The sequence below is a fragment of the Deinococcus aquatilis DSM 23025 genome (assembly GCF_000378445.1).
GTDB classification, from domain to species: Bacteria; Deinococcota; Deinococci; order Deinococcales; family Deinococcaceae; genus Deinococcus; species Deinococcus aquatilis.
Genome location: NZ_KB899701.1, coordinates 78859 through 104206, shown reverse-complemented (window position 1 = coordinate 104206; position 25348 = coordinate 78859). Strand labels below are relative to the sequence as shown.

The following is a 25348-nucleotide window of genomic DNA, read 5'->3' as shown; positions in this document are numbered from 1 at the left end:
ATAGGTACCCAAAGGAGAGTATCGTGTCAGACAGCAAAACAGATAACCGTATTGGGCCGATGCCCTTGCAGGAACATCTGAAAGACGATCAGCAGGACGACCCGGAGTTGGACGCCCTCGTGCGCGAAATTATTGGCCGGGTGGCCGACAAATGGACGATGCTGGCCCTGGAAACCCTGACCGAACACGGCCCACTGCGCTTTACCCGGCTGGGCGAACTGATCGGCGGCGTGAGCCAGAAAATGCTGACCAAGACGCTACGGCAGATGGAAGCCGATGGGCTGGTCACGCGCACCGTGTTTCCGGTGATTCCGCCCAGAGTGGAATACCGGCTCACCGAACTGGGCCTCAGCCTCAGCGAAGCCTTCTGCGGCGTGTGGATCTGGGCCGATCAGCACCGGGAAACCATAGTGAAGGCCCGCCGAACTTTTCAGGAACGGCGGGAGGGTGCAGAGGGGTAGAGCGTTTTGAGGTCAGTGAATGAGTGGGCTACCTCTGGGGGCTGAATCTTCCCTGTCTACTGCTTTTCCAGCCACCCAGCCAGCCACGGCAATTTCTGGCCTACTTTTTCGCGCATGCCGCCCCAGTAGCGGCGCGACCAGCCTTCCATGGTGCGCTGTTTGCCGCGTGCAATCGCCAGAGCGCCCTCGGGAATATCCTCGTGGACGGCGCTTCCGGCAGCGATAAAGGCCGCGTCGCCCACCGTGCGCGGCGCGATCAGGGTGGAGTTGGAACCGATGAACACGCCCGCGCCCACCTGGGTCTGGTGTTTGTTCACGCCGTCGAAATTGGCGATGATCGTACCCGCGCCGATGTTGGTTTCTGCGCCCACCGTCACGTCTCCGAGGTAGGCGAGGTGTCCGGCCTTGACGCCTGCATCCAGACGGGCATTCTTGGTTTCCACAAAGTTGCCGATATGCACGCCCGCACCCAACACCGAGCCAGGACGCAGTCGGGCAAACGGCCCCACGTCGCTGCCCGCGCCCACCACCGCGCCTTCCAGCACGCTGTGGGGCTTGATGACCACGCCCGTTTCCAGCACGCTGTCGGTAATCACGCTGTACGCTCCCAGTATGACGCCGTCGGCCACCCGCGTTTTGCCGCGCAGGATCACGCCAGGTTCGACGATCACGTCCTGACCCAGCGTCACGGTGTCTTCGATGCTGTTGGTATCGGGGTTGATGAGCGTGACGCCTGCCCGCATGTGCGCGGTATTGATGCGCCGCCGCAAAATCGCTTCGGCTTCGGCCAACCCGGTGCGGTCGTTGGCTCCCATGACTTCGTCTATATCGGCTAGCTTGAAGGCGTGGGCGGCGGCTCCGGCGGCGTGGTACAGGGCCAGCAGATCGGTAAGGTAATACTCGCCCGTGACGCTGTTGGGCACGATCTGGCGGGCCAGTTCGGGGGCGCGGGCGTCCATCACGTACACGCCAGAGTTGAATTCACGCACCGCTTTTTCGGCGTCGGTGGCTCCCTTCTGCTCCACGATCCGGGTCACGTTGCCCGCCTCGTCGCGGATGATGCGCCCGTATCCGGTGGCGTCGGGCAGTTCTCCGGTCAGGATGGTGAAGGCGCTACCGCGAGCCTGATGGTCTTGCAGGAGTGCCCGCAGGGTGCTGGGCCGCAACAGAGGCGTATCGCCGTACAGCACCAGAATATCGGCGTCGCCCGCCTGTGCCGAGCCGGAGAGGGGCAACGCGTCGGCCCCGCTGAGGAAGGCGTCGCCCGTGCCGCGCTGCTGCTGCTGGCGTGCAAAACTCACGCCCGTACCTGCCAGCGCTGCTTCGACGGCGGCAGCCCCGTGACCCGTGACCACGACCACATTACGTGCGCCGAGTTCCTGCGCGGCCTTCACGGCCCACGTCACCATCGGGCGGCCCGCCACCGGGTGAAGCACTTTCGGCAGGGCCGACCTCATGCGGGTTCCCTGGCCCGCTGCCAATATCACTACGTCCAGTGGACGGTTACTGTTGTTCATCGCTCGGCTAGTTTACGGGGCCGGGGTGAGGTATGGCGCAGATAAATCCAGATAAGCCACCCCAAAGCGGAGCGGGCAGGGGAAACTTTCTTCCCTTGCCCGCCCGCTTCACACTGATTTTTATTCCGAACGGCTGAACTGGACTTGGCCTTACGCCGTTTTCGAGGGCGTGACGGCAGGCACCGGATCGACCCGCGTATCGGGCTGCTTGGCAATTCTGATCAACAGCCAGATGCTGACCAGAATCAGGGGAATAGAAATCAGGTGGGTTTCGGTCCACAGGCCGATGCCCGGTTTGTCGAGCCCCTGGCTCAGGTAGGCTTTGGGAATCAGGGGATTGAGGCGGAAGGTTTCTTCCAGACCCGCCCGCAGGATGGAATACCACAGCCAGAACTGCCAGAACGCCCAGCCGGGCTTGCGCGAACGCAGCCAGAAATAGGCGGCGATGCTGAGGATGATGCCGATAAACACGCCGTAGAGCTGTGTGAAGTGTACGGGCGCGGTCATGACCAGTTGCCCGCCGATCTGCTGGCAGTACTGAGACAGGTCCATGTCCGGGTTGGCGTTTTTGACGCACATGCCGTCATGGAAGGCGCGGGCCGAGTCGGGCCAGCGGTAACCGATGGGCCAGCCGGTGACGCGGCCCACCGTATCGGTGCCGTTCATGATGTTGCCGATGCGTCCGCCGATGATGCCGAAGGCCACACCGGGCACGCACAGGTCGGCGTACTGGTAAAAATTGAGCTTATATCGGCGGGTGTAGTAGATCAGGACCAGAATGCCGCCGATCAGACCGCCGTGAATAGAAATGCCGCCCTGACGCAGGTTGACGATGTCCAGCAGAATGCGGGGAAAGGGAATGTTCTCGAACTGATGCCACGAGGTTGCCACGAACACGGCCCGCGCCCCCACGAGGCCCCAGATGATCATCCACAAGATGATGTCGTTGAAAAGATCGACGTTCAGGCCACGTTGCCGGGCCATGCGTGTGCCCACCCACACGCCCGCGACGATGCCCAGCGTGATCAGCACGCCGTACCAGGCAATAGTAAAACTGCCTATCTGTAAGAAAACAGGATCCATAAGTCAGGGTCAGTGTATGCCGGATAAAGGCAGGCTGGGTATGAAATGGAGGCGAGAGCCGAAAGAACAGCAAAACGGCCCATCTTCTGAGCGGAAGACGGGCCGGAGGGACAGAAAATCAGAGTTCTAAAGCGGGCGTTTCTTCTGCGGGCGGCTGGATACGGAAGGCGCGGGAGAGCAGCACGCCGAGTTCGAACAGCAGGTACAGCGGGCCAGCAACCAGCAACATACTGCCGGGGTCGGGGGTGGGCGTGATGATGGCAGCGGCCACCATGATCGCCACAAGCGCGAAGCGCCAGCCCTTTCTCAGCATGGTGTGATTCACGATACCGATGCGGGTCAGGATCACGGCCAGAATGGGCATCTCGAAGGCCAGTCCGAACGACACCAGGAACGTGATGATCATGCCCATGTAGCTGGCGAGATTCAGCAGCGGCGTGACGGTGCCGCCCAGGAAATCCACGAAAAAGCGCACCATGGTCGGCAGCACCAACTGGAATCCGAAGGTCACACCACCTGCGAAAGCGAGGCCCGCTCCGGCGATGAAGGGCACGGCCCATTTCCGCTCGCTGGCATACAGACCCGGAGCCACGAAGGCCCAGACCTGCCACAGAATGAACGGCAGCGCAATCGCCAGCCCCGCCCACAGCGAAATATTGAAGCTCAGCAGGAACTGGTCGGTGAGCTGCGTGACGATCAGTTGCACCTTTCCGGCCTGATAGAGCTGGGAGTATTGCAGCGGCTCTTTGAGCAGCTCGATCAGGTCGATGCGGTAATTCCACGCCACGCCCATGCCCACGATCAGAAAAATGACGCTGTAGATCAGGCGCTTGCGGAGTTCATCGAGGTGGTCGAACAGCGGCGCACTTTTCAGGTCTTGCATCATGACCGCCCCTCCCCGTCCTTAACGCCGCTCGACTTCGGTGACGGTCGTTTCTACGATCCGGCCATCTGCCGTGCGTACCGGGTCAAGCGTATGAGAATGCACGTCGGTCACGACTGGGGCCACGGGGTCATGAATTTCTTTCTTGAAGCTCTTGATGCCCTGGCCGAGGCCCTTACCCAGTTCGGGCAGTTTGCGTGCGCCAAAGATCAGGGCGATAACGGCAACGATCAGAATGATTTCCAGTGGGCCTAGTGACATGTTCTGCTCCTTGATGGGTACGGGGATACGTTGCCCGAAAGTGGGCCGAGCGGCTGAAGGTAGGGTAGCGCGTGCCCCCGAAGGGCTGTGTGGGCTTGCTTTCTGTGGCCCGTCCAGATAGGCCCGGCTGAATTGGCTTGTTCTGCGCCCCTCTTACCCTGAATGTATGCGGGGCAGGCCAGATTGGATCACGGGTGGGTTAAATGGGAGTCAACATTAAATCTTGATTTAGAGGTAAGGCGCGGGCAATGGGGCAGGCCAGCAAACACCACTCCACTTCAGATACTCCAGCCGCCATCCACCAGGATTTCCTGCCCAGTGATATATCCAGCCTCGCGGGTGGCGAGGAACGCGACAGCGGCCCCCACCTCATTGGGTTCACCAAAACGGCGGGCGGGAATCTTTGCGGTCAGTCTGTCGGCGTCGGCAGGATCGGCGTGCAGGGCGCGGAGGCGGTCGGTGGCGGTGTAGCCGGGGGCCACCGTGTTGCAGGTCACGCCGTCGGCGGCCACTTCGAGGGCCAGCGTGCGGAGGTGGTTGGTCACGGCGGCCCGCATCGCGTTGCTGACGGGCAGATTCAGGGCTGGCCGCCCCACCGTCAGGCTGGTGATGGCAATGATTCGCCCCCAGCGCCGTTCCCGCATTCCAGGCAACACTGCCGCCGCCAGCCGCACCGTACTCAGGAAGGTCGTATTGATGCCCGCCTGCCACGCCTCTTCGGTCACGGTACTGGGCAGGGCTGGGGGCGGGCCGCCCGCGTTGCTGACCAGAATATCGATCTGCCCGGCGGCGGCGAGGGCGGCCTGCACGCCTTCCGGGGTGCTCACATCGGCCACCACCCAGCGTGCGCCGAGGGCGTCTGCCGCTGCCTTCAGGGCCTCTTCGCCCCGCGCGGCCAGCGTCACATGTGCGCCCAGCCGCATCAGGTCATGTGCCGCCGCGAGGCCGATGCCCCGGCTACCGCCCGTCACCAGTGCCCGTCTGCCTTCCAGTCTGAACAGAGTCATAGGGGTACGGTACACCGGGGCACAGGCCCTTTCAGCTCTGAGCCATCGCCAACGGGCTGTCACCGATGAGCTATGGATTCCAATAAACTCGAAAAAAATACTGGAAAGGGAGAGGACGGCGCGAACTCTTTCTGAGGCACACCATGTCACCCAAAAAAATCCAGAAACACAGCGAACGTGTTTCTGGAGCACAAAGATTTGAGGAGAGCGTCTAAAAAGGTTCTAGCTCAAAGCGGAAGCACTCGGCCACCACGCTTTTCCTACTGACACTGCCTACTCATCACTGACAGTCTTCACACCACGCTGAGGCGCACGTCCACGTTGCCTTGTGTGGCGGTGCTGTAGGGGCAGACGGCGTGCGCGGCGTGCATCAGGCCCTCTGCCTGCTCGGTGGTCAGGCCGGGAAAGTGGCCCACGAGTTCGATATCCAGTCCGAAGCCCAGACCCTTTTTCTCCAGGCCCACGCGGGCGGTGATGGTGCTGTCGTCGGTCAGTTCGATCTTCTGGCGACGGGCGACCACACCCAGAGCGCCCTGAAAGCAGGCCGCGTAGCCCAGCGCAAACAGTTGCTCGGGGTTGGTGCCGGGGCCGCCGTCGCCGCCGATTTCTGCGGGCACACTGAGATTCAGGGTCATGCGCCCGTCGGTGCTGGTGGTGGTTCCGCTGCGTCCGCCGGTGGCGACTGCTTCTGCCGTATAAAGGTTGCTCATAGAGGCCAGAATGCGCTCCGCAAGTGTGCAGAGGCAAGGGACATGAGGCGGGCGTTACCTGTGGAGTTCTACGGATTTCGTCCAGGTTCCGGACGCCGTTTTACCTGACCCGCACCCGCAGGTAGGCCCGGTCTGCATAGCCCTCGTGGTCGGGGCGGTGCGCCCGGATGTAGGGATGCCGCTCGATCAGCAGAGGATCGGCCCGCAGAAGTTCGGTGAGATACCGCTCGGTCACGGCCAACGTGGGGCCGGGTTGAGGGTAGCCCGCCGTGGCAAACACCGCCTCGTGCTTGCCAGGCGTCAGAGTGTGGATGTGCAGCAGATTGTCGGGCACGGGGCGACCATTGATCAGGCCGTATCCCAGAGGGCCGGAATCGTTGGCAAGGGCAGCGTGTGCAGCCAGTAACGGAGCCACGAGGGGCAGGCTGGGATCATGCGTTCTGAGGCTGTGGGCCAGTTCTCCGGTCAACAGCGTTCCAGGCGACCCTGCGCTGGGCAACACTGCGCCGGGCAAGGCTGCTCCAGCCACATTCAGTTCACCGGGCCGGAGTTCACCGTATTGGAGTCGGCGCTGACGCTCTCCGGCCAGCAGCGCGTGCAGGATCACGGCGCGGCCCGCTGCCACTGCTGCCAGCGAAGGCGGAAGCGCCGCTGCTCCGCTGGAGGCTTCCTGCAGCACACTGATCGGCCCCACACGCCACACCTCGCGCCGGGCATTACTGACGGCGGCGAAGGCAAAGCCCACATTCAGAGGCGATCTCGTCTGCCCAACGCGGGCCAGGGCTCCGGCCAGCCCCGCAGTCAGGGCATCCACCGCGCCGCGCAACGTCACCTCTTCGGGTAGCGCCCGCAGGCCCGCCGCGCCGATGGTGGCGGCGAACCGGGCAGGCGTCAGGCCGTGCGGCAGCGTCAGGCTCTGGCTGCCAGTGCTCAAATCCATGCCGCTCAGCACGGCGACGATCTGCGGAGTGACCAAAAGCACATCTGCACTGAACGCAGGATCGCCCACGCGTGAGCGCACGCTGGACTCCACCACACTCAGGCTCATGCTTGCAGTTTAGCCGTGCCTGCCCGCCTTTGCTCAGGCACCCTCCCTGGCTGACCTTTATCCGGCGGGGGCACACCGTATGACGCACCACAAAAAGCTCAGGGCATCAGCCGTTCTATGTTCCAAGCTCCCGCCTGAGGGTCAGTGGACGGCCTATAGCGGAAACGGTCATGCATCCGGTTCGGGCGGCCCTGCCAGAATTCCCACTCCTGCACCTGAACGCGGAACCCGCCCCAGAATTCAGGCCTGGGCACAGGCAGCGTTTCGGGAAAGCGGGCTTCCAGATCGGCCAGCTTCCCCTCCAGGGTGGCGCGGTTTTCGACGGGTGCACTCTGCGGATCGCTGGCATGGGCGGCCAACTGGCTTTCACGCGGGCGGGCATGAAAATAGGCGGTGCTTTCTTCCTCACCCACACGCACCACCGGGCCGTATGCCCGCACCTGCCGCTCGTGGTCGGCCCAATGAAACAGCAGTTCCGCCTGCGGATTGCCCGCCAGATCATGGCCCTTGTGGGAGTCGTAATTGGTGTAGAAGGTCAGGCCGCGTGCATCGGCTCCACGCAGCAGCACGGTTCGCACGGAGGGGCGGCCTGTGGCGCGGTCGGCGGTCGCAAGGCTCAGCGCATACGGCTCACGCAGGCCATCAGCAATCGCCTCATCCAACCAGCCCTGAAACTGGGAGAGGGGATCAGGATTCAGGTCGGCGCGGCGCAGTTCGGCGCGGGTGTAGCTGAGGCGCAGGGCGGTCAGGTCGTGTTCGGGGGGCTGGGTCATACCGCTCCCACCTGTTGACCCTGCACTGGCTGAGGCCGCACCTGCTGGCACTGGGGACAAAAATGCGTGCCGCGCTGGGCCAGCACGATTTTTTCGATCTGGGTGCCGCAGCGGTCACAGGGCTTTCCGGCCCGGTCGTACACATGGTGGCGGTGCTGGTACGCTCCGGCCTCGCCGTCGTGCTGGGCGTAAGTCCCGTCGCTGAGGGTGCTGCCGCCCGCCTCCACCGCCGCGCCCATGACCTCGCGGATGGCGTGATAAAGGCGCGTGGCTTCATCCGGGTTCAGGCGGGTCTGGGCCGGGTGAATCTGGGCTGTCCAGAGGCTCTCGTCGGCGTAGATGTTCCCCACCCCGCTGACCGGCTTCTGAGACAGCAGCCACGGTTTGACGGCCCCGCAGGTGGCGGCCCGCTCCACGAAGTCAGCGACCTGAAAATCGTCCGACAGAGGTTCCGGCCCCATTCCGGCCAGCGTGGGCATGATGGCGTACTGGCCGGGGCGCACCACCGCCATCTTGCCGAAGCGCCGCGAATCGTCGAAGTGCAGCGTGCCTTCATCGGTGGTCAGGGTCACGCGGGTGTGTTTGCCCGCCTCCAGCCGAAAGCCGCCGGTCATGCCCAGATGCACGATCAGTTCGAGGTCGTGTGGCAGATCGGGCGTGCCCTCCGCTTCGGCGGCGGCCAGTTGCAGCATCAGGTATTTGCCGCGTCTGGACAGTCCGGTGATGCGGCGGCCCACAGCCAGATGGGTGTCCCGGTATTTATGCGGCGCGTCGTGTTCTATGCGCTCGATCACGCGCCCCCGCAGCAGCGGCTCTATCTTGCGGCGCGTCGTTTCTACTTCCGGGAGTTCGGGCATGGGGCGAGCATAGGACGCGGCGGGCCTGAACTGTGTGCTCTAGGCTGCCTCGCCGCATTGCGTATCTTGCTCCCATGACTCCAGACGCCAGAACTTCCAGCGCTGGCCGCACCCTGCTCCTGACAGGTTTCGAGCCGTTCCATACCCATCCCAGTAACCCCAGTGCCGCTGCTGCGGAGGTGCTGGATGGACTGATCCTGCCCGGCGGCCTCCGCATCCATTCGGCCCTGCTGCCCGTCGAACCTCACGCCGCCCGCGCCCGGTTGCTGCCGCTGCTGAGCGAACTGCGGCCTGACGCCGTCCTGCTGACCGGACTCGCGGCGGGCAGGCCCCATGTCACGCTGGAACGCGTGGCCCTGAACGTCATGGATTTTCAGATTCCAGACAATGCTGGGCAGACCTACCGCGACCAACCTGCCGAGGTGAGCGGCCCCCCGGCCCTGCTGGGCACGTTGCCGATGCGCGGCATCGTGGAGGCGTGGCGGGCGGCGGGCATTCCGGGAGACATCAGCAACACGGCGGGCCTCTATGTCTGCAATTTTGTGATGTACCACGCGCTCTACATCCTGCAAACACAGGGCCGCGCCCACGTGCCCACCGGATTCCTGCACCTGCCTGCCAACGCCGAGGTTGCTCTGGCCGTGTCCCCAGACCGTCCCCCTCTTCCCTATCTGCCCCAGGAAGAACTGACGCGGGCGGTGTTGGTGGCGGCGGAGGCGTTGAGGTAGGGACGGGTAGAGGTGGAAGGTGAACCCCCCGTTGCAGCGGCAACGCCCCCCCTTGAGGGGAGGACACAACATCTTCTGCGCTCCCCTCAAGGGGGGCTGGCTGCACAGCAGACTGGGGGTCTGCACGCAGCTTCAACTGGGGCCAGAAGACAAACCCCATTACGGAAACGGCGCACGCCCCGGCACCCAAGCTCCCGCCTCGCCCCCGGCCCAGTACCAGCCTTCCTCTGACGGCTCGGACGGCTTGCGGGACAGGGCGATCAGCACTGCGGCCAGTGGCACGCGGCGAGCAAAACGGGTGCGGGCGTGCCACGCGGCCAGCACCGTTTCAGGATGCCTGGGGCGCAGGCCGCGCAGGGCAGCGTCGGCGCGGTTGACGGCCAGATCGAACAGGGCGGGCGGCACGGCCCCCAGCGGCGTCGTGCCGCCCGGATCGGGGTCATGCAGGAAGGGGCGCTCGGTGGGCATCAGGACAGAACGTCAGGCAGAGCGTTCGCGGCGGGCCAGAGCCGCAATCTGCCCAGCGTGCCAGGCCGCGTGACGGGCATTCAAGCGCAGCAGTTCGGACACCGTCATGAGGGTGCCGGAATGGGTGACGTTCAGCGCCAACACCGCTTCGGGCAGAGCGCGGGCAGCGGCCACTTCCCACTCCATCAGGCGGGTCAGCCCCGCGTCTTCCGGGGGGAACGGTACAGCATCTTCATTGTTGCCTTCATTCCGGGCAGCCTCAGCAATCAGCGTCCAGTACTGGCGCTTGGTGGCGCTCAGGTGCGAGGCCAGCGCCGCAATCCGGGGGTGAGGTTGTCCGTCTGCCTCCGCCAGTACCGAGCGCACGCTTTCCCAGGGATGCTGGTTGGCCTCTTCCAGCAAGGTGGCGAGGGCATCCGGCGAGAACAGCAGGGGCACGGGGAGGGTCATAGGGACCGCCGCATTCCGGGCCGGGCGTGGGCGGTCAGGCGGAACACGCCGTCGCTCTCGTTCAGCAGGCGTCCAGTCTGGACCATATGGCGGGTCACGGCCTGGGCCTGCGCGGGCGTCAGCGGGCTGCCCGCACTCAGGTCAGCCAGCGTGAAGTGTCCGCCCTTGCGGTGCGCCAGGCGGTACACCATGCGTTCCTGCACGTCCGGGCGCTCCTGCCCATCCAGCGCCCGTCCCACGCGGCGGCCAAACAGCCACCAGACCAGCACGCCCACCAGGAGGCCGATCAGCAGTTCCAGGGGCACCAGACCCACGGCCACGTCAGGCACGGCAAAACCCTGAGCCACAGCCAGAGCCTGCGCTTTGGCCGCCGCGACCTCTGCCGCGCCCGCACCGCTGGCAATGGTTTCGCGCAGGATGCGCCGCGCCTTCAGAAAGCGCATGACGCCGCCGAGGTCGCCCCGCACATAGATGACCCCAAACGCGATCAGCGCCGCCGAACAGCCTGCAATGACCGATAATCCCCACCGCGCCACGTTCACGCGCCCATGCTACGTGAAGTGGGAGGTGGGCAGGGTGTCAGAGACGCAATTCCGCCACTTCAGGGCAGCGCCACCAGCCTTAACGCAGGGTGGGGCGGCGGTTCAGTTGTGTCCAGAAGGCCATGATGGTGGTCATGGCCTCCCGAAATTGACTGAAGTCCAGCGGTTTGATGACGTAGGCACTGGCCCCATGTGCATAGGAATCGCTGATGTCGCGGGGTTCGCCGCTGGTGGTCAGCATGACGACCGGAATATCGCGGGTGCTGACGCTGGCACGAATGGCGTCCAGCACAGCAAGTCCGTCCATCTGGGGCATTTTCAGGTCCAGCAGAATCACGTCAGGGAGAGGATTGGTTGGCCCACTGGCATTCAGCATGGCAATGGCCTCTGAACCGCTGCCCGCCACACTCACATTGTGAAACACCCGTTGATCTTTGCCGCTGTCGCGCAGCACCGTCAGAGCCAACTCCACATCGTTGGGATTGTCGTCGACAAGCAGAATTCGGCGTTGTTCCACAATTTCTCCCTTCTCCATGCTTTGCAGCCCTCTCGAATGATGTCGGTGATGCCCGTGTCCTGAGAATCCAGTGTCCGTATAACTACGGCCTCCAAACTACCTCTAAACAATGAAGATTGTATCAAGATTTAATCAGATTTATGTGTAAAAAGCACAAATATCGGTTTGGTTTCTAAATTCTTCCTCGCCCTATAGAGGGTGCTTCATTAACCTGACTGGGATATGACCGGAGCGTCATCAGACTCCTGGCACTCTGGGCGTAACAGTGGGTTGAGCTGGATCTGCGCGTGGCTGCCGCCTCCTGTGACCGCAAGCGCCCTACACTGAAGAGGTGTTAACCAAGCGCATCATTCCCTGCCTCGACGTACAAAACGGGCGTGTGGTCAAGAACGTCCGGTTTTTTGAAAACCACCGGGATGCCGGAGATCCGCTGCTGTTGGCGCAGGCTTACGAGGCGCAGCAGGCCGATGAACTGGTGTTTTACGACATCACGGCCACGCATGAGGGACGCAGCCTGATGCTGGACGTGGCCGCGCAGGTGGCCGAACAGGTGATGATGCCCCTGACGGTGGGCGGCGGCGTGAATCACCTGTCGGATTTCCGGCAACTGCTGATGGCAGGCGCAGACAAGATCAGCGTGAACAGCGGGGCCGTGAAGCGCCCAGACCTGATCCGCGAGGCCAGCGACCATCACGGGGCGCAGTGCGTGATGCTGAGCATCGATGCCAAACGCCGCGCCAGCGGGGAGGGATGGACGGTGCATGTGGGCGGCGGGCGCGTGGATACCGGACTCGACCTGATCGAGTGGGCGGTGCGGGGGCAGTCGCTGGGCGCAGGCGAACTGTGTCTGAACATCATGGACGCCGACGGTACTCGCGCTGGCTTTGCGCTGGACGCCACCCGCGCCGTGGCCCGCGCCGTCGATCTGCCCGTGATCGCGTCGGGTGGGGCCGGGCAACTGACCGACTTCCGCGATGTGCTGCGCGGCGGTGACGAGGGCGGGAATGCCGACGCCGCCCTGGCCGCCAGCGTCTTTCACTTTGGAGAACTGACCGTTCCGCAGGTCAAAGCCTACCTTCAGGCCGAAGGAATAGCGGTGCGCCCCGATTGGCACGACTCGGATGTGCGAGGCTACACGGCATGAACCCTCCCGCCCCCACCGACCTGAGCACTCTGAACTTTGGCCCCGATGGACTGATTCCGGTGGTAACCCAGGATGCCCGCACAGGCGCAGTGCTGATGCAGGCCTACGCAGACCGGGCCGCCGTAGAGCGCACCCTCGCCACCCGCGAGGCCACCTATTTCAGTCGCTCGCGGGCAGAGCAGTGGATCAAGGGAGCCACCAGCGGCCACACCCAGCGAATCGTGGACGTGCGCCTGGACTGCGACGGAGACAGCGTGCTGTACCGCGTAGAACAGACCGGGGCAGCCTGCCACACCGGGGAATACAGCTGCTTTTACCGCTCCATGCTGGAGGATCAGCCTCAGGCAGCAGCCAGCGAGAATGGCCTGGACAGCACACTGGAACGCGTGTACGCCACCATCACCGAACGCCTCGCCACCCTGCCGGAAACCAGTTATGTGGCCCGACTGCACGCCGGAGGGCTTGACCGGGTGCTGAAAAAAATTAGTGAGGAGAGCGGCGAAGTGCTGCTGGCGGCCAAAAACGGTGACCGCGCCGAACTGGCCACCGAGGTTGCCGACCTGCTGTTTCATACGCTGTTTGCCATGGCTGAGGTGGGCGTCGGGCCTGCAGATGTGGCCGCCGTATTGCAGGCGCGTGAGGGCAAAACGGGGCTCAAGGGGCCGAAGGAAATCGGCTGAGCTAGAAACGTGGTTTCCGGCCTCTGGCCTCCTGACTCCGGGGATGAGAACAACCTAAAGCAGAGACCAAAACCGCCACGTGATCCAGAGTGGCGGCTTTTGCTTATAAACAGTTGAAGCCCGACCCGGAGGTTCCACCCATGAACAAAACACTGACCCGCTTTGCCCTGCTCGCCGCCGTCTCTTCTGTTGCCCTGGCCGCATGTAACTCCACGCCCGTTCCCCAGGCCCCTACCGGGCGAGTGGCTTACGGCATCGATGCCTCCGGGCAACTGGCCCAGTTCGGCCTCGACAATGCGGGCGCAAGCTACAGCACCCGCGCCTTTACGGGCCTGGGCGCGGGCGAAACGCTGGTGGATCTGGACTTCTGGAACAAGGACAGCGCCCTGTACGCTCTGTCGAGCAACGGCACGCTGTACAAGGTAGACCCGGCCACAGGCGCACTGAGCAAGGACAGCATGGGCGCACTTGCCACCCCCGCCGCCATGGACTTCAACCCTGCTGCGGGCCGCCTGCGCGTGTTCAGCACCGCCGACGACAACTTCCGGATCACCCCCGCAACGGGTCTGGTGACCCCGGACGGTAAGTTGGTGTACACGGGTACGGACGTGAAAACCGGAACCAACCCCACGCTGACCGCCGCCGCCTACACCAACTCATTTGCCGGAGTGACGCCCGCTGCAACCGAAACAGCCTTGTATTCCATCGACGCAGGCACCGATACGCTGGTGATGCATACGGTTGGCCCGGCCTTCAGCACCCTGAACACGGTCGGGAACCTGAACATCGATGCCCCCAACGGTGCAACCGGATTCGACATCGTGGGGCAGAACGAGGCCTACCTCAGCACCAGCACCGGCACCACGACGGCCCTCTACACCGTCAATCTGCTGACCGGAGCTACCACCCAGACCGCCACTTTCACGGGCAGCCTGAAGACATTTGCTGTGACCCTGCCCAGCAAGTCCACTCCTCTCTCCAAGTAAAGACCAACCAGACCAAACAGAGCAGGCCCAGCATCTATCTGGGCCTGCTCTGTTTGGCTGCAATCTCATTGCATACTCTGTCCGATGCGGCCCCTTCCGACTGCCCTCAAGAGCAACTGGCGAGCGTGGGCACGGGACATACGGGCGGGGTTGCCCGATAGATCGGAGGCCCTGACAGTTCATCTGGCGGCCCTGTTGCACGCGCAGGGGACGAGGCGGGTGCTGGCCTACCGTGCCCTGCCGGGCGAGCCGGACGTATCGGGGCTGGCGGCCCAGTTCGAGTTGCTGACCACCCGCGCCCGCTGGAAGCCGCACCCGCACCTGACCCTGCACGCCTGGGACACCGCCACCGAACTCAGCCGCTTTGGGGCGCTGGAGCCGCCCGCAGATGCGCCGCGTATCCCGCTGGAGAGCGTGGATGCTGTGCTTCTGCCCGCGCTGGCCTTCGATGAGCGGGGCGTGCGCCTCGGCTACGGCGGCGGCTTTTATGACCGCCTGTTGCCCGGATTTGCGGGCCTGACCATAGGGGTGATCTGGTCAGACCTGATCGTGCCGGAGCTACCCACCGAAGCCCATGACATCCGGGCGCAGTGGCTGGCAAGTGAAACAGGCGTGCAGGCCATTCAGTAACGGTAGAACCTCGATCATATGGAACCCAGATCAGGGCTGTTCGTCAGGAATGCGTTTCAGAAGTTGCCGCACCACCACACCGACTGCTGTTCACAGCCACCACGCTTTTCCCACTGACCACTGGCAGAAGACCGTCATCAGGGCTTCCGCTCAGTATTTTTTGGTCTGCTTGGCCTGCTCCAGAGCAATTTCGCGCAGAACCTGCGATGAATTGGCTCCCGACGCACCCTCGATGGCTTTTACCGCAAGGTCCTGAACCTGACGGCTGGCGGCTTCCAGTTGTTGGGTCAGGCTCTGAATGCGGACCTGCTGATCGGCAATATTGCTGTTCAGCGACTCTATACGCAGGTCAAAGCCCTGACGCTGGCCTTCTATATCTTTGGCCTGAATGTCGGCGCGGGTTTTGGCGGTATAGCTGGCAATGCCCCGGCCTTCATCCTTGGCTTTTTTGAGGGCTGCTTCCTTTTCCTGATCCAGCAGGGCAAATTTGCCCGCAGTCTCGGCAGCGTCGCGCTCGCGTTCGGCCAGGGCTTTTTCGGTTTCGGCAAAGGCTTTGGCGGCGCTTTCGCGGCGATCTTGCAGGGCCTGGCGCTGCTCTCGCGTCTGGTTTTCGTACTCCTCGCTGTCCAGTTGCCGGGTCAACTCCAGCGCGTACTGGTCTTCTTCCGACTTGCGCTCGAACTCCCGGTTAAAGGCTTCGGTACTGTCTCTGAGGGCCTTGCGCTGCGCCTGCTGTTCCAGTGCCCACGCTTCCTGCGCGGTGCGGCGGCTGAGCTGGAGGGCCTCACGCTCGGTCTCGGTATCGGCCAGAAACTGGCGGGCCTGCGCCTCGTGGCTCTCGATCAGTTCTCCCAGCAGGCCGTCTTTGGGTTGAAGGTCATACAGGTTTTTCAGGTCGGCCAGTTCTGCCGTCACGCGCTCCTGAATGGCGGCCAGGGCTTCGGCCTCGTGCGTCAGCCATTCGGAAAGCTGGCTGGCTGTGGCTCCCAGATTTTGCTGCACCGTTTCCAGGGCCTGCAAGGTATTGCCGTCGCGGGTGGCAGCGGCAGCAGCAACAGGACTGGACACAGGCGCAACCGCGCTGCCCGCAGGGGTGCTGTGCTGGCTGGCAGCCACCTGACGGGCCAGCTTCTGGTTTTCGGCCAACGCCGCCTTCTGGTCGGCCTGCAACTTGGTCACGGTTGCCAGCAGCTCTTCGTAGCCGCTCAGCAATTCGGTTTTGGTGTTCTTGTCGCTCAGTTTTTTCAGGGTCATGGGCACGTCCTCGGGTCAGGCAAAGAGGGGAATGGCTTTGGCTCGCTCAGACTTTCTGGCAATCAGGCCGGAAATCAGGCTTTCTGGGAATAGGAAGTCACCGCATGCAGCGCGAGATCCTGGGCCTGTTTCATCACGTCCTGCAGTTGCTCGGTCAGCGACTGAATCTGCCCCGTCTGACGGTTGAGGGTGTCGTCCAGCGCCGTGATCCGGTATTCATAGACCCTCTTCTGGCCTTCCCAATCTCTGTCCATCAGCTCGGCCTTGACCTTGGCTTCCCGGCTGACTTCCTCGATGGCCTCGGCGCGGGTTTTGGCGACCAGTTCGGCCAGTTCGGCAGGAAAGGCCGCCAGTCTGGCCTTCTGTTCTTCCAACTGCGTTTGCTGTGCCCGGAGCGCCGCTTCCCGCTCGGCCCAGTCTTTTTCGCGCAGGCGGCGGTCTTCGGCCTGATCGCGCTCAAAGTTGCGGATGTCGCGTTTCAGTTCATCCTGCTCGATCTGGCGTTCACGGGTTTGCTCGTAGCTGTAGTCGGCGCTCTCCTGAAGCTGCATGGCAGCCCGTTCCGCTTCACGCGCGGCGCTGCTCCGCAGAGAATTCTGGCGCTGTTCCTCCCACGCCTTGCCCTGCTCGGCCTGTTCACGGGCCAGGGCGTCGGCAGCCTGCTGGGCGTCGCGGGCCAGGGCCGCCATCCGTTCAAGATGTTCCACGCGCTGCATATACAGGGCGTCGGCCACCACCCGAATCTGAGACAGTTCGTTCAGATACTCGCCCTGCACCACTTTGGCGCGGCGCACATCTTCCAGCCGCTCGTATTCCTGATCCAGTTTGCCGATCAGGCCGTGCAGCGTGGCGTTAAATTCAATCTGCAAGTCGGCCAGGGTGCCCACGATTCCACTGGTCGTCAGCTCAGTGGATTTCTGCACCCGCAGCAGATCCTTCTGGCGTTCGGCCTCCTGCGTGCGGGTCAGCAGACCCGATTGGGCACGGTATTGCTCGGCAATGCGCTGGAATTCACTGGAAGAATTTTTAGTCACGACACTCCTTTTGGTGCTCAATTATGTTATATCCTAAATATAGTTTGAGATCAAGGCCACAATGTACGCGTTGTATAACATATCTGAACGGGAGAACATTTAGAAACCCGTCCGTACCACCCGGACGCTCCTGCCCCCCGTTCGCTACAGTTGACCCGTGACCCCAACCTCCGAACAGACGCTGAAGCGCACCCCGCTGCACGCCGCCCATCTGCGTGCCGGTGCCCGCATGGTGCCCTTTGGGGGCTGGGACATGCCCGTGCAGTACAGCGGCGTCAAGGCCGAGCACGACGCCATCAGAACCGGGGCTGGCGTGTTCGACGTTTCGCACATGGGCGAGTTCCGAATCACGGGGCCAGATGCCGCCCGTTTTCTGAACCGCGTGACCACCAACGACGTAGCCAAGCTGAAGCCCGGACGCGCCGCCTACAACTGGCTCCCCAACGATACGGGCGGCCTCGTGGACGATATCTACGTGTACCGCGTGGCCGAAGAGGAATTCTTTCTGGTGGTCAATGCCTCCAACATCGAAAAGGATTGGGCACACCTGCAACAGCACGCGGCGGGCTTTGACGTCACCCTGACCGACGAATCAGACCGCTGGGGCCTGCTGGCGGTGCAGGGGCCGCAGGCTGAGGCCACGCTGCAACCCCACAGCAGCGTGGACCTGAGCCTGCAAAAGAAGAATGCCTTCTTTGCCACCAAACTGTTCGGTTTCGATGTCTGGCTGGCCCGCACCGGCTACACGGGCGAGGACGGCTTCGAGGTCTTTACCGACGCTGCCGAGGCCGAAACGGTCTGGGACAAACTGCTGGCGATCGGCCTGACGCCAGCGGGCCTCGGCGCACGCGATACGCTGCGGCTGGAAGCGGGCTTTCCGCTGTACGGCCACGAGTTTGCAGACCATATCCACCCTCTGAGCAGCACCTACACCTGGGTGGTCAAAAATACGGCCCACCTCGGCGCACAGCACATTCAGACCGCGCCCAAACAGAAACTGATCGGGCTGGCGCTCGATAAGGTGCCCGTGCGCGAGGGCTACCCGGTACAGCTCGGCGGCGCGGTGGTCGGCCACGTGACCAGCGGCACGTCCAGCCCCACGTTGGGCCACCCGATAGCCATGGCACTCGTGAATGCCGAGGCCGGAGACGCCGACGCCTACGACGTGGAAGTGCGCGGCAAGCTGCACCCGGCGCGTCGCGTCGCTTTGCCGTTTTACAAGCGGGCCTGAACACCACCTGAAGATTTCTGCACATCGCCATAGCCGATCCCACACAGCCCCACCCAGAATTAGGGAGAATGAACCATGCAAACCCCCAGTGAATTGAAATACGCGCCTTCGCACGAGTGGCTGTCTGAAGACGGCACAGTAGGCATCTCCGACTTTGCACAGGATCAGTTGGGCGACGTGGTCTACGTGGAACTCCCTGAAGTGGGCCGCATCGTGACCGCAGGCGAAACCGTGGCCGTCGTGGAGAGCGTGAAGACTGCCTCTGACATCTATGCGCCCGCCACCGGAACCATCACCGCCGTGAACGACGCCCTCAGCGGCGGCCCCGAACTCGTCAACAGCAGCCCCTACGAAGACGGCTGGCTGTTCAAGATGGACGTGACCGAAGAAAGCACCGAGCTGACGAGCGCCGAAGAGTACGCCGCCGCCAACAACTGAGGAACGGTCTGAGGGTCTAGGGTCTGAGGGTCCGAGAACGGCCTGAAAGACCAGCGGGGCAGCTCGGTTGCCCTCCGTCCTGGCCTGTACCTTTCCGCCCTGCCCGTCCCGAACTTCTTTTCCCAGACCCCACAGGAGCCACCCATGCGCCCATCCCCATCCCGTCCACTCAGCGAACTCCTGCAAACCGACGATTTCACCCGCCGCCACATCGGCCCCAGCGAGGGCGAGCAGGCCACGATGCTGAACGAGCTGGGCTACGACAGCCTCGGTGCCTTTATCGGCACGGTGGTTCCCGCCGCAATTGTGCGCCCGGACGAGATGACGGTGGGCGGCCCGGTGACGGAAGCGCAGGCCATTGCCGACCTGAAGGCGGTGGCGGCCAAAAATAAGGTCTTCCGCAGCTATATCGGCATGGGCTACAGCGGCACGCATACGCCGCCCGTGGTGCTGCGCAACATTCTGGAAAACCCCGGCTGGTACACCGCCTACACGCCGTATCAGGCCGAGATTTCGCAGGGGCGGCTGGAAATGCTGCTGAATTTTCAGCAGATGGTGATGGACTTGACGGGCATGGAGGTGGCAAATGCCAGCCTGCTGGACGAGGCCACCGCCGCTGCTGAGGCCATGACCCTCGCCAAGCGCACCGCCAAAGCCAAAGGCAACGTGTTCTATGTGGCCGACGACGTACACCCGCAGACGCTGGACGTGATTCGCACGCGGGCCGAGTTCTTCGGCTATGAGGTGAAAACGGGTGCGGCAGACGCCGAACTGCCCGAAGGCACCTTTGCCGCCCTGATCCAGACCCCCGGCACCTACGGCGACCTGCACGACCTCTCCCCCATCGCAGAGCGCGTGCATGCCCAGCAGGCGGCGCTGATCGTCGCCACCGATCTGCTGGCGTGTGCATTGGTCACACCTCCGGGCGAGCAGGGCGCAGACATCGTGATCGGCAACTCGCAGCGCTTTGGCGTGCCGATGGGCTTCGGCGGCCCCCACGCGGCGTTTCTGGCCTGCCGCAGCGCGTACCAGCGCAGCATGCCGGGGCGCGTCATCGGTGTCAGCAAGGACAGCAAGGGCAAAACCGCCCTGAGAATGGCGATGCAGACCCGCGAACAGCACATCCGGCGCGAGAAGGCCACGTCCAATATCTGCACCGCACAGGCGCTGCTGGCGAATATGGCCGCCGCCTACGCCGTGTGGCACGGCCCGGAAGGCATCAAGACGATTGCCGAGCGCGTGCATCTGATGACGGGCATGCTGGCAAAGGCGCTGCAAGGCGCGGGGCTGAATCCTCAGTCCAGCTTCTTCGACACGCTGAGCTTTGACGCCAGTGAAGCCGATATCCGGGCGCGGGCCGAGGCGAAGGGCATCAACTTCCGCTTTGACGCTGGCAAGGTGGGCGTGACGCTGGATGAAACGGTGACGCTGGCCGATCTTGCCGACATCATCGAAGTCATCACCGGACAGGCGGCAGACCTGACGGCGCTGGAAGCGGGCGCGGTGGCTGGCATTCCCGCCAACCTCCAGCGCAGCACGCCTTACCTGACGCATCCGACCTTCTCGGCGCACCACTCCGAACACGGCATGTTGCGCTATCTCAAGCAGCTAGAGAACAGGGATTACAGCCTGACACACGGCATGATTCCGCTGGGAAGCTGCACCATGAAGCTGAACGCGACCACCGAAATGATCCCGGTGACGTGGCCTGAATTTGGCGGCATCCACCCGTTCGCGCCCGCCGACCAGACCGAGGGCTACGCGCACCTGCTGGCAGAGCTGGAAGCGTGGCTGGCCAACGTGACCGGGTATGACGCCGTGAGTCTGCAGCCCAACAGCGGGGCACAGGGCGAGTACGCGGGCCTGCTGACCATTCGCAAGTACCACGAGGCACGCGGCGACACCCACCGCACGGTCTGCCTGATTCCGGCCAGCGCCCACGGCACCAACCCCGCCAGCGCCGCCATGATGGGCATGAGCGTGGTGGTGGTCAAGACCGACGAGAACGGCAATATCGACTTCGACGATCTGAAAGCCAAGGCCGAGCAGCACAGCGATAACCTCGGCGCACTCATGATTACCTACCCCAGTACGCACGGCGTCTTCGAGGAAAACGTGCGTGAGGTCTGCGAACTGATCCACGCGCACGGCGGGCAGGTGTATCTGGACGGAGCCAACATGAACGCTCAGGTGGGCCTCACCAGCCCCGGTTTTATCGGCGCAGACGTGAGCCACCTGAACCTGCACAAAACCTTTGCCATTCCGCACGGCGGCGGCGGGCCGGGCATGGGGCCAATCGGCGTGAAGGCCCACCTCGCGCCGTATCTGCCCAATCACAGCGTGCGGGCCACCTCGGACAGCAAGACCGGAGCCGTGAGCGCCGCGCCGTATGGCAGCGCCAGCATCCTGCCGATTTCGTACCTGTACATTCGCCTGCTGGGGGCGGCGGGCCTGAAGCGCTCGACTGAAATTGCCATCCTGAACGCCAACTACATCGCCCACAAGCTGCGCGGCGCGTATCCGGTGCTGTATACCGGCCCCGACCACGACGGCAAGGGCGGGCGCGTGGCACACGAGTGCATTCTGGATATTCGCCCGCTGAAGCAGGAGAGCGGCGTTTCTGAGGAAGACATCGCCAAGCGCCTGATGGATTACGGCTTTCACGCGCCCACCATGAGCTTTCCCGTGCCCGGTACCCTGATGATCGAACCCACCGAAAGCGAGCCGAAAGCCGAGCTGGACCGCTTCGTGGCCGCCATGCTGGGCATTCGCCGCGAGATTCAGGAAGTGCAGGACGGCCTGATCCGGGTGGAAGACAGCCCGCTTCGGCACGCGCCGCACACGCAGGACGACCTGATTTCCGGCGACTGGAACCGCGCCTACAGCCGCGAGGTGGCGGCCTTCCCCAGCGCCGCGCAGAAGCACTGGAAATACTGGCCCGCCGTGAACCGCGTGGACAACGTGTACGGCGACCGGAATTTCGTGTGTAGCTGCCCGCCGATCAGCGAGTATGCAGAACTACAACCGAGCGAATAAGGCAAAGGTGTAAAAAAGTGGAGCCGTCCTATGATGAACGGCCCCACTTCTCACTCTGCTTAACTCTTGTTCAGCCCTTCCCTAACTCGGCAGCGGCCAAATCAAATCTGGTTCCCGGCTGCGGCTCATGTAGGGGCGGCAGCCTGAAGCATGCATCCACGTACCCTGAATACTGCCAACCGCGCCGCCAACTTTCTGGGGTATTTCAGCCTTGGGTTAGGGGCACTGGAAGCCGCCGCACCGGACGCTTTGGGACGCACCTTGGGACTGGAACGGCACACGACGTTGCTGCGGCTGTACGGAGTACGCGAGCTGACCGCAGGTGCGGCGATCCTGACGCAGACGACCACGCCGCAGTGGATGTGGGCACGGGTGGCGGGCGACGCGATGGATATTGCGACGCTGGCCCTCGCGTTGGGGCCGCAGAACACCAAGAGAGGCAACGCTGCCGCTGCCCTCGCCGCTGTTGTGGGCATTACGGCGCTGGATATCTGGACGGCGTATCAACTGACCCGGCAGGCGAACGACGCCAGGCAGCCTCTGGCTCTGCGTAGCCCAGAGAGCGCGACCTGAGTACGCCGTAGTTAACATTTCGTCTCGCCTCAGACGACTGGATCAAGCTCCATTCCCACGACGCAATCTCTTCGCTACTCGCTCCGCTCGGTTCAGCTCAAGCTGAACTGCAACCCACCTAGTCTTCTGACCGGCCCGGTTTGGCCTGCCAGGCCAGCCACACGGCCCACAGATTCACAGCGGCGGCAGCCAGATGCCACGGCACCAACTGCCCACTTGCGGCCCAAATCAACGCGGTCAGCGCACACAGCGCGTTCAGGCTCAGGCCAATCGCAAAGGTGAGGCTCTGGTGCGGGGTGGAATACATGGGTGTGCGCGGGTGCGGATCGGTCATGGCGTCGTGCGCCTCGGCGTAGCGGATCAGGCTCAGGATACCGAAGACCAGCAGCAGACCCGCCAATAACATGCCCCACAACCCCAGATAGCGGCTGACATTCCCGTAATCCAGCGCCCCCAGCGCAAAGTGCCCCAGTGAGCCCAGAATGCTGACCAGCGCGAGGCCCAGCGTACGTGGCGTGGAGTAGTTGGGGGCGTCGCCAAGGGGCATCTGGGCGCAGTCTAAGCGTCTGGGCCGGGGGTCAAAGTGTGCGAGATTCAAATCACACTGGCTTCAGGGCCGGGCTTATGAATTGGGGGTAATCACCTCTACCGCCGTCAGCGTTTCGGTAATGCGGTAGGTGTGGCTGGCCCCGCTGGGCACGCAGTAAGAATCCCCCGGCTCCAGCGCGATCGTCTGCCCATTCACGATCAGTTCGGCGCGGCCCTCGATCACGTAGCCCAGGGTTTCATAGTCGTTCACCGTTTCGGGTTTGGCGGGGTCGGGTTCCTCGCGGTGCCACAGGCGCATCTGACCGGTTTGGCCCTGAATCAGGTGGTGCTCGCCATGTTCGCCGTGCGTGGTGCTGCTGCGGCTGACCTTATAACTTGGGTTCGTCATGCCTAAGACTGCACCGCTGCGGCCCTGCCGGGGTGAGGAGAAGCTTCAGGACGGCAGAGCTTTGGGCCGCCGGGCAGAGAATGTCGATGCCAGCGCGAGCTGTCCGGCAGTCAGCAACACGCCTCCAAAAAACACCGTTCCAGACGACGTTTTTTTGAATCTGACGGGATTTGCAAGAAAGCCAACAGCGGCGTACACTGCGCTTCTAGCTCTGATGATGTTGCCTGAAGACGGCACAGGCACAGACGGAACGCCGGGGGGTGGGGCAACAACGTGGGAACCAAAGAAGACGTCCGTTCGCGGCTAAATATCGCGGAGGTCATCGGAGAATATGTGAGCCTCACGCCTGCGGGCAAAGGGCGCATGAAGGGGCTGTGTCCGTTTCACAAGGAAAAAAGCCCGTCGTTTCAGGTCGATACCGATCAGGGCTACTACTACTGCTTCGGCTGCAAGGCGGGCGGCGACATTTTCAGTTTTGTGCAGCGCACCGAGAACCTCAGCTTTGGTGATTCTCTGCGGAAACTGGCCGAAAAAGCGGGCGTGCAGGTGGAAGCCAAGTACGGTGAGAAATCCAGCCGTGACCTGTACGACGTGAATGCCTTCGCGCTGGCCTATTTTCAGGAGCATCTGCCGGGGCCTGCGCTGGACTATCTGCGGGGGCGCGGGCTGACCGACGCCAGTATTGCGGCCTTCGAGCTTGGATACGCGCCCGAGGGCTGGGACGGTCTGGTCAAGCGGGCCAAAAGCCGGGGCATCACCGACCGCCTGCTGCTGGAGGCGGGCCTGACCACTGAAAACCCGGAATCGGGCCGAATCTATGACCGCTTCCGGGGCCGGGTCATGTTTCCGATCCGCGACCATCTTGGGCGGCTGGTGGGCTTCGGCGGGCGCGTGCTGGACGACAGCAAACCCAAGTACCTGAACACGCCCGACACCGAAGCCTTCAAAAAGGGTGAGCTGCTGTACGGACTGGACAAGGCCAGAAGCCTGATTTCAAATTCGGGCACGGCGGGGGGCGGGGAACTGATCGTGGTGGAAGGGTACATGGACGTGATCACCATGCACCAGCACGGCATGACGGGCGCAGTCGCCAGCCTCGGCACGGCCCTGACCGCCGAACACGCCACCCTGCTGGAACGGCTGGGCGCACAGAAGCTGACGCTGATGTTCGACCAGGATCAGGCCGGACTCAAGGCCACCCTGTCGGGGCTGGACCAGGTGTTGGGGGCCAAATTCCGGGTGCGGGCCACCAGTGTGCCCAGCGGCAAAGACCCCGCCGACGCGCTGCTGGCCGGAGACGAGGCAGGCATCCGCGAAGCGCTGCGGGGCGGGCTGGATGAGGTGCATTACCGGGTGCAGGCCGCGCTGGAAAAGTACGACGTATCCACCACCGCAGGCAAGCGCAGCATTCTGATGGAACTGCTGCCCCGCATGCAGAACCTCGATCCGCTGGACGAGGGCGCGGAACAGATGCGTACCATCGCCTGCCACACGCTGGGCATCAAGCCTGAAGCACTGCTGGAATGGATCGGTTCCAAGGCCAAGCGCCGCAGCCTGACCGATACCCACATGGCAGGTATGAGCGCCCACCGGGGCGAGGAGGACCGCGAATTGTCGCTGCTGCGGCAACTGCTGGTCGACCCCACTTTGCTGTCCAAGCTGGACGGCAGCACGCCCTGGCGCAACGAATCGGTTCGTAAGGTCATGCTGGCGGCTTTGGGGCAGGGCGTGGGCGGCGCGAATGCCGATTCCATCCTCGAAATCTTCCGGGGTCAGCCCGAAGAACAACTGCTGATTCGCCTGATGTTCGAGGGCCGCGACACCGGAGCCATTTCTCGCGATACCAACCAGATGTACGAACAGAAGGTTCACGGGTACGCCGCCGCCGCTGTGGACGACATTCAGGTCAGCATGAGCATCGACTCCATGCGGGCCGAGGTAGACCTGCTCAAGCGTCAGGTGGCCGACGCTGCCGCCGCCGAGCAGTTGGCCCTGCTGCGCCAGATCGGGGAGTTGCAGCGGGCCATAGAAGCCGAGAAGCGGGCACGGCGGGGTTCGGCCTAGAGGGAAGGGGGGCAGCGTTCTCACAGGGCGTCAGTC

28 protein-coding genes are annotated in these 25348 nt (G+C 63.4%); 11 read left to right on the top strand and 17 right to left on the bottom strand.

Going from position 1 to position 25348, the window contains the following annotated elements; genetic code table 11:
* Positions 1–23: 23 nt before the first annotated feature.
* Positions 24–461, top strand: a complete 438-nt coding sequence (locus F561_RS0105895) for a winged helix-turn-helix transcriptional regulator (RefSeq protein ID WP_245556438.1) — start codon at positions 24–26, stop codon at positions 459–461.
* Between the two features lie 56 nt (positions 462–517).
* On the opposite strand, the gene glmU is transcribed toward F561_RS0105895, so the two are convergent.
* The 9 genes from glmU to F561_RS24890 form a co-directional block, all read right to left on the bottom strand.
* On the bottom strand, positions 518–1978 hold the full coding sequence (glmU, locus tag F561_RS0105890; protein ID WP_019009026.1) for a bifunctional UDP-N-acetylglucosamine diphosphorylase/glucosamine-1-phosphate N-acetyltransferase GlmU: 1461 nt from the start codon (positions 1976–1978) through the stop codon (positions 518–520).
* A gap of 150 nt (positions 1979–2128) precedes the next feature.
* Positions 2129–3061, bottom strand: coding sequence for a prolipoprotein diacylglyceryl transferase (lgt, locus tag F561_RS0105885; RefSeq protein WP_019009025.1), 933 nt, complete (start codon positions 3059–3061; stop codon positions 2129–2131).
* A gap of 118 nt (positions 3062–3179) precedes the next feature.
* Complete coding sequence (gene tatC, locus F561_RS0105880; RefSeq protein WP_019009024.1) at positions 3180–3947, bottom strand: twin-arginine translocase subunit TatC; 768 nt, start codon at positions 3945–3947, stop codon at positions 3180–3182.
* Positions 3948–3965: 18 nt separating this feature from the next.
* On the bottom strand, positions 3966–4205 hold the full coding sequence (locus tag F561_RS0105875; protein ID WP_019009023.1) for a twin-arginine translocase TatA/TatE family subunit: 240 nt from the start codon (positions 4203–4205) through the stop codon (positions 3966–3968).
* A gap of 278 nt (positions 4206–4483) precedes the next feature.
* Positions 4484–5212 carry an SDR family oxidoreductase gene (locus F561_RS0105870; RefSeq protein WP_019009022.1) on the bottom strand — a complete coding sequence of 243 codons (729 nt, stop codon included), beginning with the start codon at positions 5210–5212 and terminating at the stop codon, positions 4484–4486.
* A 293-nt stretch (positions 5213–5505) separates the two neighbouring features.
* Entirely contained in the window at positions 5506–5922 is a 417-nt protein-coding gene (locus tag F561_RS0105865) for an organic hydroperoxide resistance protein (RefSeq protein WP_019009021.1), read from the bottom strand.
* Between the two features lie 100 nt (positions 5923–6022).
* Complete coding sequence (locus tag F561_RS0105860) at positions 6023–6970, bottom strand: hypothetical protein (protein ID WP_019009020.1); 948 nt, start codon at positions 6968–6970, stop codon at positions 6023–6025.
* 98 nt (positions 6971–7068) lie between these two features.
* Positions 7069–7743: a pyridoxamine 5'-phosphate oxidase gene (gene pdxH / locus F561_RS0105855; RefSeq protein WP_019009019.1), complete on the bottom strand. Its 675-nt coding sequence runs from the start codon at positions 7741–7743 to the stop codon at positions 7069–7071.
* The gene (locus F561_RS24890) at positions 7740–8600 is read right to left on the bottom strand and encodes a DNA-formamidopyrimidine glycosylase (protein ID WP_019009018.1); all 861 of its coding nucleotides are present in this window, start codon (positions 8598–8600) and stop codon (positions 7740–7742) included. The genes pdxH and F561_RS24890 overlap by 4 nt, the downstream gene beginning before the upstream one ends.
* Positions 8601–8674: 74 nt before the next feature.
* Between F561_RS24890 and F561_RS0105845 the strand changes: the two genes are divergently transcribed.
* On the top strand, positions 8675–9328 hold the full coding sequence (locus F561_RS0105845; RefSeq protein ID WP_019009017.1) for a pyroglutamyl-peptidase I: 654 nt from the start codon (positions 8675–8677) through the stop codon (positions 9326–9328).
* Positions 9329–9487: 159 nt separating this feature from the next.
* Here F561_RS0105845 and F561_RS0105840 read toward each other — a convergent pair whose 3' ends face one another.
* The 4 genes from F561_RS0105840 to F561_RS0105825 form a co-directional block, all read right to left on the bottom strand.
* Positions 9488–9796, bottom strand: coding sequence for a hypothetical protein (locus F561_RS0105840; RefSeq protein ID WP_019009016.1), 309 nt, complete (start codon positions 9794–9796; stop codon positions 9488–9490).
* A 12-nt stretch (positions 9797–9808) separates the two neighbouring features.
* A complete protein-coding gene (locus F561_RS0105835; protein ID WP_019009015.1) occupies positions 9809–10246 on the bottom strand; it encodes a DinB family protein in 438 nt (145 codons plus the stop codon).
* Positions 10243–10788 (bottom strand): hypothetical protein, encoded by a 546-nt coding sequence (locus tag F561_RS0105830; protein ID WP_019009014.1) that lies wholly within the window; start codon positions 10786–10788, stop codon positions 10243–10245. Before F561_RS0105830 ends, F561_RS0105835 begins: the two co-directional genes overlap by 4 nt.
* 79 nt (positions 10789–10867) lie before the next feature.
* On the bottom strand, positions 10868–11305 hold the full coding sequence (locus tag F561_RS0105825; protein WP_157451598.1) for a response regulator: 438 nt from the start codon (positions 11303–11305) through the stop codon (positions 10868–10870).
* A 331-nt stretch (positions 11306–11636) separates the two neighbouring features.
* Between F561_RS0105825 and hisF the strand changes: the two genes are divergently transcribed.
* The 4 genes from hisF to F561_RS0105805 all read left to right on the top strand — a co-directional run bounded on the left by hisF (position 11637) and on the right by F561_RS0105805 (position 14745).
* Positions 11637–12449 (top strand): imidazole glycerol phosphate synthase subunit HisF, encoded by an 813-nt coding sequence (hisF, locus tag F561_RS0105820; protein WP_019009012.1) that lies wholly within the window; start codon positions 11637–11639, stop codon positions 12447–12449.
* On the top strand, positions 12446–13129 hold the full coding sequence (gene hisIE, locus F561_RS0105815) for a bifunctional phosphoribosyl-AMP cyclohydrolase/phosphoribosyl-ATP diphosphatase HisIE (protein WP_019009011.1): 684 nt from the start codon (positions 12446–12448) through the stop codon (positions 13127–13129). The genes hisF and hisIE overlap by 4 nt, the downstream gene beginning before the upstream one ends.
* A gap of 140 nt (positions 13130–13269) precedes the next feature.
* Positions 13270–14115: a DUF4394 domain-containing protein gene (locus tag F561_RS0105810; protein WP_019009010.1), complete on the top strand. Its 846-nt coding sequence runs from the start codon at positions 13270–13272 to the stop codon at positions 14113–14115.
* An 84-nt stretch (positions 14116–14199) separates the two neighbouring features.
* Entirely contained in the window at positions 14200–14745 is a 546-nt protein-coding gene (locus F561_RS0105805) for a 5-formyltetrahydrofolate cyclo-ligase (protein WP_026298627.1), read from the top strand.
* Positions 14746–14895: 150 nt separating this feature from the next.
* Here the strand turns inward: F561_RS0105805 and F561_RS0105800 are convergent, their stop codons facing one another.
* Complete coding sequence (locus tag F561_RS0105800; protein ID WP_019009008.1) at positions 14896–15999, bottom strand: coiled-coil domain-containing protein; 1104 nt, start codon at positions 15997–15999, stop codon at positions 14896–14898.
* Between the two features lie 74 nt (positions 16000–16073).
* Complete coding sequence (locus tag F561_RS0105795; protein ID WP_019009007.1) at positions 16074–17033, bottom strand: coiled-coil domain-containing protein; 960 nt, start codon at positions 17031–17033, stop codon at positions 16074–16076.
* Positions 17034–17190: 157 nt separating this feature from the next.
* On the opposite strand from F561_RS0105795, the gene gcvT reads away from it, so the two are divergent.
* From gcvT to F561_RS24885, 4 genes are all read left to right on the top strand, one after another.
* Positions 17191–18264: a glycine cleavage system aminomethyltransferase GcvT gene (gcvT, locus tag F561_RS0105790; RefSeq protein WP_019009006.1), complete on the top strand. Its 1074-nt coding sequence runs from the start codon at positions 17191–17193 to the stop codon at positions 18262–18264.
* Positions 18265–18339: 75 nt separating this feature from the next.
* The gene (gene gcvH, locus F561_RS0105785) at positions 18340–18702 is read left to right on the top strand and encodes a glycine cleavage system protein GcvH (protein WP_019009005.1); all 363 of its coding nucleotides are present in this window, start codon (positions 18340–18342) and stop codon (positions 18700–18702) included.
* Between the two features lie 144 nt (positions 18703–18846).
* Positions 18847–21738, top strand: a complete 2892-nt coding sequence (gcvP, locus tag F561_RS0105780; protein WP_019009004.1) for an aminomethyl-transferring glycine dehydrogenase — start codon at positions 18847–18849, stop codon at positions 21736–21738.
* A gap of 150 nt (positions 21739–21888) precedes the next feature.
* Positions 21889–22311, top strand: a complete 423-nt coding sequence (locus F561_RS24885) for a hypothetical protein (RefSeq protein ID WP_019009003.1) — start codon at positions 21889–21891, stop codon at positions 22309–22311.
* A 118-nt stretch (positions 22312–22429) separates the two neighbouring features.
* Here F561_RS24885 and F561_RS0105770 read toward each other — a convergent pair whose 3' ends face one another.
* Complete coding sequence (locus F561_RS0105770) at positions 22430–22858, bottom strand: hypothetical protein (RefSeq protein WP_019009002.1); 429 nt, start codon at positions 22856–22858, stop codon at positions 22430–22432.
* 75 nt (positions 22859–22933) lie between these two features.
* Positions 22934–23248, bottom strand: a complete 315-nt coding sequence (locus F561_RS0105765; protein ID WP_019009001.1) for a cupin domain-containing protein — start codon at positions 23246–23248, stop codon at positions 22934–22936.
* A gap of 273 nt (positions 23249–23521) precedes the next feature.
* Between F561_RS0105765 and dnaG the strand changes: the two genes are divergently transcribed.
* Positions 23522–25312, top strand: coding sequence for a DNA primase (gene dnaG / locus F561_RS0105760; protein WP_019009000.1), 1791 nt, complete (start codon positions 23522–23524; stop codon positions 25310–25312).
* The last annotated feature ends 36 nt before the right edge of the window (positions 25313–25348 follow it).

Excerpts from the sequence above, each read along its gene's own strand:
- F561_RS0105860 (WP_019009020.1), bottom strand. The coding sequence starts at position 6,970 with ATGAGCCTGAGTGTGGTGGAGTCCAGCGTGCGCTCACGCGTGGGCGAT.
- F561_RS0105835 (WP_019009015.1), bottom strand. The coding sequence starts at position 10,246 with ATGACCCTCCCCGTGCCCCTGCTGTTCTCGCCGGATGCCCTCGCCACC.
- F561_RS0105875 (WP_019009023.1), bottom strand. The coding sequence starts at position 4,205 with ATGTCACTAGGCCCACTGGAAATCATTCTGATCGTTGCCGTTATCGCC.
- glmU (WP_019009026.1), bottom strand. The coding sequence starts at position 1,978 with ATGAACAACAGTAACCGTCCACTGGACGTAGTGATATTGGCAGCGGGC.
- pdxH (WP_019009019.1), bottom strand. The coding sequence starts at position 7,743 with ATGACCCAGCCCCCCGAACACGACCTGACCGCCCTGCGCCTCAGCTAC.
- hisIE (WP_019009011.1), top strand. The coding sequence starts at position 12,446 with ATGAACCCTCCCGCCCCCACCGACCTGAGCACTCTGAACTTTGGCCCC.
- F561_RS0105840 (WP_019009016.1), bottom strand. The coding sequence starts at position 9,796 with ATGCCCACCGAGCGCCCCTTCCTGCATGACCCCGATCCGGGCGGCACG.
- F561_RS0105865 (WP_019009021.1), bottom strand. The coding sequence starts at position 5,922 with ATGAGCAACCTTTATACGGCAGAAGCAGTCGCCACCGGCGGACGCAGC.
- F561_RS0105870 (WP_019009022.1), bottom strand. The coding sequence starts at position 5,212 with ATGACTCTGTTCAGACTGGAAGGCAGACGGGCACTGGTGACGGGCGGT.
- tatC (WP_019009024.1), bottom strand. The coding sequence starts at position 3,947 with ATGATGCAAGACCTGAAAAGTGCGCCGCTGTTCGACCACCTCGATGAA.
- F561_RS0105800 (WP_019009008.1), bottom strand. The coding sequence starts at position 15,999 with ATGACCCTGAAAAAACTGAGCGACAAGAACACCAAAACCGAATTGCTG.
- F561_RS24890 (WP_019009018.1), bottom strand. The coding sequence starts at position 8,600 with ATGCCCGAACTCCCGGAAGTAGAAACGACGCGCCGCAAGATAGAGCCG.
- F561_RS0105805 (WP_026298627.1), top strand. The coding sequence starts at position 14,200 with ATGCGGCCCCTTCCGACTGCCCTCAAGAGCAACTGGCGAGCGTGGGCA.
- F561_RS24885 (WP_019009003.1), top strand. The coding sequence starts at position 21,889 with ATGCATCCACGTACCCTGAATACTGCCAACCGCGCCGCCAACTTTCTG.
- gcvH (WP_019009005.1), top strand. The coding sequence starts at position 18,340 with ATGCAAACCCCCAGTGAATTGAAATACGCGCCTTCGCACGAGTGGCTG.
- lgt (WP_019009025.1), bottom strand. The coding sequence starts at position 3,061 with ATGGATCCTGTTTTCTTACAGATAGGCAGTTTTACTATTGCCTGGTAC.
- F561_RS0105845 (WP_019009017.1), top strand. The coding sequence starts at position 8,675 with ATGACTCCAGACGCCAGAACTTCCAGCGCTGGCCGCACCCTGCTCCTG.
- F561_RS0105765 (WP_019009001.1), bottom strand. The coding sequence starts at position 23,248 with ATGACGAACCCAAGTTATAAGGTCAGCCGCAGCAGCACCACGCACGGC.
- F561_RS0105770 (WP_019009002.1), bottom strand. The coding sequence starts at position 22,858 with ATGCCCCTTGGCGACGCCCCCAACTACTCCACGCCACGTACGCTGGGC.
- gcvP (WP_019009004.1), top strand. The coding sequence starts at position 18,847 with ATGCGCCCATCCCCATCCCGTCCACTCAGCGAACTCCTGCAAACCGAC.
- F561_RS0105810 (WP_019009010.1), top strand. The coding sequence starts at position 13,270 with ATGAACAAAACACTGACCCGCTTTGCCCTGCTCGCCGCCGTCTCTTCT.